This is a genomic window from Streptomyces sp. NPDC059900 (genome assembly GCF_050270335.1).
Classification (GTDB): Bacteria; Actinomycetota; Actinomycetes; order Streptomycetales; family Streptomycetaceae; genus Streptomyces.
Genome location: NZ_JBNNJZ010000488.1, coordinates 1 through 6,231, shown reverse-complemented (window position 1 = coordinate 6,231; position 6,231 = coordinate 1). Strand labels below are relative to the sequence as shown.

At 72.9% G+C, this 6,231-nt stretch carries 5 protein-coding genes and 1 pseudogene; all 6 read left to right on the top strand.

The window, feature by feature from the left end; genetic code table 11:
- Positions 1–14: 14 nt before the first annotated feature.
- Positions 15–569: pseudogene (locus tag ACQKIP_RS36985) on the top strand (ATP-grasp domain-containing protein); the annotation flags it as partial.
- A 132-nt stretch (positions 570–701) separates the two neighbouring features.
- Entirely contained in the window at positions 702–1,598 is an 897-nt protein-coding gene (locus ACQKIP_RS36980) for a PLP-dependent cysteine synthase family protein (RefSeq protein ID WP_427745141.1), read from the top strand.
- Positions 1,595–2,962 (top strand): ATP-grasp domain-containing protein, encoded by a 1,368-nt coding sequence (locus tag ACQKIP_RS36975; RefSeq protein ID WP_365853755.1) that lies wholly within the window; start codon positions 1,595–1,597, stop codon positions 2,960–2,962. Before ACQKIP_RS36980 ends, ACQKIP_RS36975 begins: the two co-directional genes overlap by 4 nt.
- Positions 2,959–4,281 (top strand): ATP-grasp domain-containing protein, encoded by a 1,323-nt coding sequence (locus tag ACQKIP_RS36970; RefSeq protein ID WP_427745140.1) that lies wholly within the window; start codon positions 2,959–2,961, stop codon positions 4,279–4,281. The genes ACQKIP_RS36975 and ACQKIP_RS36970 overlap by 4 nt, the downstream gene beginning before the upstream one ends.
- An 11-nt stretch (positions 4,282–4,292) precedes the next feature.
- Complete coding sequence (locus ACQKIP_RS36965) at positions 4,293–5,558, top strand: MFS transporter (RefSeq protein ID WP_365853759.1); 1,266 nt, start codon at positions 4,293–4,295, stop codon at positions 5,556–5,558.
- A 63-nt stretch (positions 5,559–5,621) separates the two neighbouring features.
- Entirely contained in the window at positions 5,622–6,074 is a 453-nt protein-coding gene (locus tag ACQKIP_RS36960; protein ID WP_365853761.1) for a cupin domain-containing protein, read from the top strand.
- Positions 6,075–6,231 lie beyond the last annotated feature (157 nt).

Sequence of the window (6,231 nt, the reverse complement as noted above, 5' to 3'; positions counted from 1 at the left end):
GCCCCGAGGTCAGCGTGGAGGTCCTTGCCGACGGCGACCGCTACGAGGTGTTCGGGGTGACCGACAAGTCGGTCGTCGGCCTGGACTACTTCGTCGAGCTGGCCCACACCTTCCCCTCCCGGCTGCCCGCGCCCCTCGTAGAGGCCTGCGGCGACGTGGCCGTCCAAGCGCTGCGCGCGGTCGGCTTCGACCTGGGCATGGCCCACGTCGAGGTGAAGGTGACCGCGTCCGGCCCCCAGCTCATCGAGATCAACCCGCGGCCCGCCGGCGGCAAGATCACCTACCTGGTGGACCGGGCCCTTGGCATCAAGTCCCTGGAGCTGGTGGCCCGTCAGTACCTGGGCCAGCCGCTGCCCGTCCCGGCCCTGCCGCCGCGGCCGGTCGCCGGCGCCGCCATCCGCTATCTGACCGCGCAGCCCGGCCGGGTGGTGTCGGTCACCGGACAGCAGCGGGCCGCCGCGCTGCCCGGCGTCCAGGAAGTCGTCGTCAAGCCCAAGGCGGGTTCCGTGGTACGGGAGTTGCGCCGCAACGGCGACCGGGCAGGCCATGTGCTGGTGGTGGCCGAGACCGCCGAGCTCGCGGCCCGCACCGCGGAGGCCGCCGTCCAGGAGATCGGCATCCGCACCGAGCCGGTCTCCCGGCGCCCGGTCGCCGACTCCCTCATCGACCTGATCGGCGGCACCCCGCTGCTGCGCCTGCCGATGGACCAGGTCACGCACGGCGCCCCGGCCAAGGCCGAGGTCCTGGCCAAGCTGGAGCTGTTCAACCCCTGGTCCAGCAGCAAGGACCGGGCCGCCCGCGCGATGCTGCGCGGCGCCGAACAAAAGGGGCTGCTCTCCCCCGGCGACGGCACCGTCATCGAGGCCACCTCGGGCAACACCGGCATCTCGCTGGCCGCGCTCGCCGCCAACCGCGGCTATCGCTGCATCATCGTGCTGCCGGACAACGCGACCCCCGAACGGGTGGCCATGCTGCGCTCGCTGGGCGCCGAGGTCGTGCGCACTCCGCACACCGGCGGCTACCAGGCGGCCGTCGACAAGGCCGGGGAACTGCACAGCCAGACCCCCGGCTCGTGGTTCTGCCGCCAGCACGACAACCCCGACAACACCCGGGCGCACTACGAGACCACCGGCCCCGAGATCTGGAACGACGCCGACGGCCGTATCGACGTGTTCGTCTGCGGCGTGGGAACCGGCGGTACGCTCAGTGGCGCGGGGCGTTATCTGCGCGAAAGCCACCCCGCAGTGCGGATCGTGGCGGTGGAGCCCGCGGGCTCGCCCCTGCTGTCCGGCGGCAAGCCCGGCACGCACGGCATCCCGGGCTTCAACGGCGGCTTCATCGCGCCGACCACGCAGCAAAGCCTCATCGACGAGGTGATCACGGTTTCCGACGCGGACGCCCTGGACACCACCCGGCGGCTGGCAGCGCACGCCGGGCTGATGGCCGGTGTCTCGGGCGGCGCGGTCGTCCACGCCTGCGGCGTCCTGGCCGCCCGCCCACACTACCGGGGCCGGCGCATCGTGACCCTGCTGCCCGACACCGGCGAGCGCTACTTGAGCCTGCTGGGCCGCGAGAGCACGCCGGGCGGTGCCCGATGACGGCGCCCGCGCCCGCCACGGGCCTGCCCCCGGACGGCCGGCCGCGCCTGCTGATGGTGATGCCCTACCGCCAGTTCGTACAAAAGGCGCAGGCCCAAGGGTTCTGGGTCGCTGCGATCTGGGACCCGCAGCTACAGACACCGGAGTATCTGGCCGACGTACGCGCCCTGGCGGACGTGTTCGTGACGGCGGACTTCGGGGACCCGCAGCAGCTGCGGCGCACCATCCGCGAGACGGCCCGCGAGCACCGCGCCTCGGTGATCTACCACATCGGCCGGGAGGAGACGATGGTCGCCGCCCACGAAGTGGCCGAGGAGCTGCACGCCGAGGTCAACCCGTCCGCGGCGATCCGTTTCCTGGCCGACAAGCACGCGATGCGTGAGCTGCTCGCCCGGCACGGCCTGTCCCCGGTGTCCTTCGAGGCGGTGACCGCCCGGCGCGACGTGCCGGGCGCCGTCGAGCGGGTGGGACTCCCGGCGGTCGTCAAGCCGACCGCCCTGGCCGGCAGCCGGGGCGTGTTCCTGTGGCAGGCCGCCCGGGACCGGGCGGCCTGGAGCGACCTCGTGGACGCCTACGGCTATGACGGACCGTTCCTGGTCGAGGAGTACCTGCGCGGGCCCGAGTACAGCGTGGAGACGCTCAGCCAGGACGGCCGGCACCAGGTCGTCGGCATCACCGAGAAACTCCTCGGCGCGCCCCCGCTGTTCGTGGAGGTGGGACACGTCCACCCGGCTCCGCTCGCCCCGCACCGCCGGCACGCCATCGAGGAGTTGACCGTCCGCTTCCTGACCCTGTGCGGCTACCGCTTCGGCCCCGCGCACACCGAGGTCATCTGGACCAAGCGCGGCCCGCGCATCGTCGAGTCGCAGCCCCGGCTGGGCGGCGACCGGATTCCCCGGCTCATCGAGCTGGCCGGCGGCCTCGACATCGAGCAGGCCATCTTCGCCGCCCTGGCGGGCTCACCGGCCCGGCTGCCGCAGCCCGCGGCGGCGGCCGCCGTGCGGTTCTTCACCTTCCCGCCCGGCCGCATCGACGGAATCCGCGGCCTGGAGCAGGCGCGAAAGCTGCCCTACGTCGACGAGTTGACCCTGCGGCTGCGCCCGGGCGACACCGTCGAGGAGGTCCGCGACTCCAAGGGCCGCCACGGGCACGTCATCGTCTCGGGCGCCACGCCCGACCAGGCAGGCCGCCGGTGCGCCGAGGTGCTCGCCACCCTCGAGGTCGTCATCGACGGCACGCCCGTACGCGCGGACGGCCGGGCCGCCGGCACCCCTGCCCCGGCGCCGTCCCGCACCCATCCCGCGCACCGCAGAAAGGCATCGACCGTGCCGTACTCCTTGCCCACGTCCAGGAGGTTGCCATGACCCGCCCGAAGGTGGCCGTGACCACACCCCGCACCGACGCACAGGTGGTGTTCGTCGGCTACAACGCGGCCTACCTGCGCGCCATCGACGGCCATGTCGCCGGCGGGTCCGTCGTGGTGCTCGAAGCGCCCGACATCATCCGCAAACGCCGGCTGCGGGACGCGGCGGGCCGCTTCGCCTGCCTGGAGCGGATCGTGCCGGTCAGCTACCAGCAGTCCGCCGGCGCCCTGGACCTGGCGGCCGATCTGGAGGCCCGGCGCCCGGTGGCCGCCGTGGTGCCCGGCCTGGAGTACGCGGTGCCCGCGGCCGCCGCCCTGGCCGAGAAGCTCGGCCTTCCGGGCGCCACCGAACAGGCCGCGCTGGCGCTGCGGGACAAGGTCCGGCTGCGCGAGGCCTGCGACGCCGGCGGGGTGCGCAACCCGCGCTGGCGCGAGATCCACGGGCCGGGCGACATCCTGGATTTCGCCGGCGACGGACCGGTGGTGGTCAAGCCCGCCAACCGGCAGGCCAGCGTCGGCGTCCAACTCCTTGACGCGGTCGATGCCGCCTCCGCGGCCGAGGCGTGGCAGCGCACCTCCTCGGCCGCCGAGTACGAGCAGGTGCCCGACCGGCACCTGACGTGGCGCTTTCTGGCCGAAGAGCGCCTGCGGGGCCCCGAGTTCAGCGTCGAGGCGCTGGTGCGCCAGGGCGAGATCATCTTCCACAACGTCACGGCCAAGACGGTGATACCCGGGCCCTACCCGGTCGAACTGGGCCACCTGCTGCCCGCCCCGCTCGACAAGGACACGCAGGCCGCCTTCGAGGAGGCCATGCGCGCACTGGTCGCGGCGACCGGCTACCGCACCGGGATCCTGCACGCCGAGTGGATCCTGACCGCCGCCGGTCCGGCCCTGGTGGAATGCGCGGGACGCTGCCCCGGCGACTACTTGATCGACCTGAACGACCTGGCCTACGGCACCCGCATCCGCCTGACCCTCATCGACCTGCTGGCCGGCCGCCCGGTCACCCTGCCCCGCACCGCCCGACAGACCTCGGCGATCCGGTTCCTGGCCGCCGGGCCGGGCACCGTCACGCAGGTCGCCGGCACGGACGCGGCCCTTGCCCTGCCCGGCGTCGAGACCGTGGAAGTCGACGTCGAGGCCGGCCAGGAGGCCCGGGCCTGGGCGTCCTCCTGGGATCGCGCCGGGCATGTCATCGCCACCGGGCCCGACGCGGACACCACACGCCGCCGCGTCCTGGCCGCGGACGCCGCCGTCCGCATCACCACCAGCCCGCAGCCCTCCCCGGCCTTGACGACCCCCACGACCTCCACGGATTGAGGAAGCAGCAGATGTCTGTTCTCTGGCAGCGCGTTCGCGGCTGGCGCCGGTCCGTGCCGGGCGGGCCGGTCGGCATCCGCCTGTCCGTGATGGCGATGATCGACGCCGTCGGCACCGGTGCCTTCCTGGCCGTGTCCGTGCCCTTCATCACCCGTTCCGTGGGCCTGTCGGTGGGCGAGCTGAGTCTGGGCCTGACCCTGTCCGCCGCGATCGCCCTGGCCACGGCGGTGCCCATCGGCATCCTGGCCGACCGGATCGGCCCCAAGAAGGTCCTGGTCGGGGTGAGCCTGTGGCGCTGCGCCTGCTTCGTGCTCTACCCCTTCGTACAAAACCTATGGCAGTTCCTGACGGTGGTGTGCCTGCTCGGCCTCGTCGACAAGGCGGCGGCACCGATGGAGCAGGCCCTGGTCGGACAGGTGACGGCCACCGACGACCGGGTCAGGGTGGTCGCGGTCCTGCGCTCGCTGCGCAACGTCGGCTTCACCGTCGGCGCCCTGCTGGGCGGCGTCGGCCTGCTGATCGACACCCGCGTCGGCTACAGCGCGATCCTGCTGCTCAACGCCGCCTCGTTCGCGGTCCTGGCGACCCTGGCCTACCGGCTGCCGGTGCTCAGCAAGCCCGCCAAGAGCCTGCGCCGCCGCTTCTCGGTCGCCGCGCTGCGGGACGGTCCGTTCCTGTCGTTCACCGGGATCAACGCGGTGCTCACCATGCACATGACCCTGCTGAGCATCGGCATCCCGCTGTGGATCGTCGAACACACCAAGGCCCCGGCCGCGGTGATCTCGCCCCTGGTGGCGGTCAACACCGTGCTCGCGGTCGCCCTGCAGGTCCGCGCGAGCCGCGGCACCGAAACCATCGCCGGATCGGCGCGGGCGCTGGTGCGGGCAGGCATGTCCCTCACCCTGTGCTGTCTGCTGCTCGTCGCGGCGCCGAAGCCGCCCGTCGTCCTGGCCGTCGGCGTGCTGCTCCTTGCCATGGTCGCGCTGACCGCAGGCGAGCTGTTCCAGTCCGCCGGGGGCTGGGGCGGGTCGTATCTGCTGGCGGCGACCGGCCAGGAGGGCGTCTACCTCTCGGTCTTCTGGCTCGGCGTGGCCGTCCAGCAGATCGCCGCACCGCTCGTGATCGGCCTGGTCATCACCACCGGCACCGTCGGCTGGGTCGTCCTGGCCGCCCTGTTCGCCCTCTGCGGCCTCGCGGCCCCGGCCATCGGCCGGTGGGCGCAGGCACGGGCCGACCGCCGTCCGCAGCAGGACGCGGCCCTGGCCGGGGCCGCGTGATCGCCCCCGCGCACCGCAGCGGTGCGCGGGTCGTCCACTTGCACATCATCCCAGGAGGAAACCATGTCCGTTCCGCTGTATGTCCCCGCCGGTGAAGGCGAATACGTCGACATCCGCGACACCAAGAGGACGTACCTCAAACTCACCACGCCCGACTCCAACGGGGAGTTCGGCTTCTTCGAGCACCACATGGCACCGGAGGCCAAGGGCGCGTCCCCGCACATCCACAAGCAGTCCACCGAAATGTTCTACGTGGTCAAGGGCGAGATCGAGTTCACCATCGGCGACCGCAAGGTGGTCGGCGAGCCGGGCGCGTTCGCCTACATCCCCAAGGGCGAGCCGCACGGCTTCACCAACCGGGGCACCGAGGACGCCACCCTGCTGATCATGTTCTACCCGATCTACGACCGGGAGGACTACTTCCGCGGCCTGGGACGCCTGACGGCAGGCGGCCGCAACCCCAGCATGGAAGAACTGCGCGAGCACATGGCCAAGTACGACCAGTTCATGGTCTGAGCCCGCACGCTCCGGCCATCTGGCCGGCACACGGACACGACCCGGCCGGGGGCCCCCCGCGCCCACCCCGGCCGGGCCCCCCCCCCGGGGGCCGGCACGCGGGGGGGCGGGGCGTGAATCGCCGCCCCCTCCCCAGCCACACCCCCCCCCGCACAAC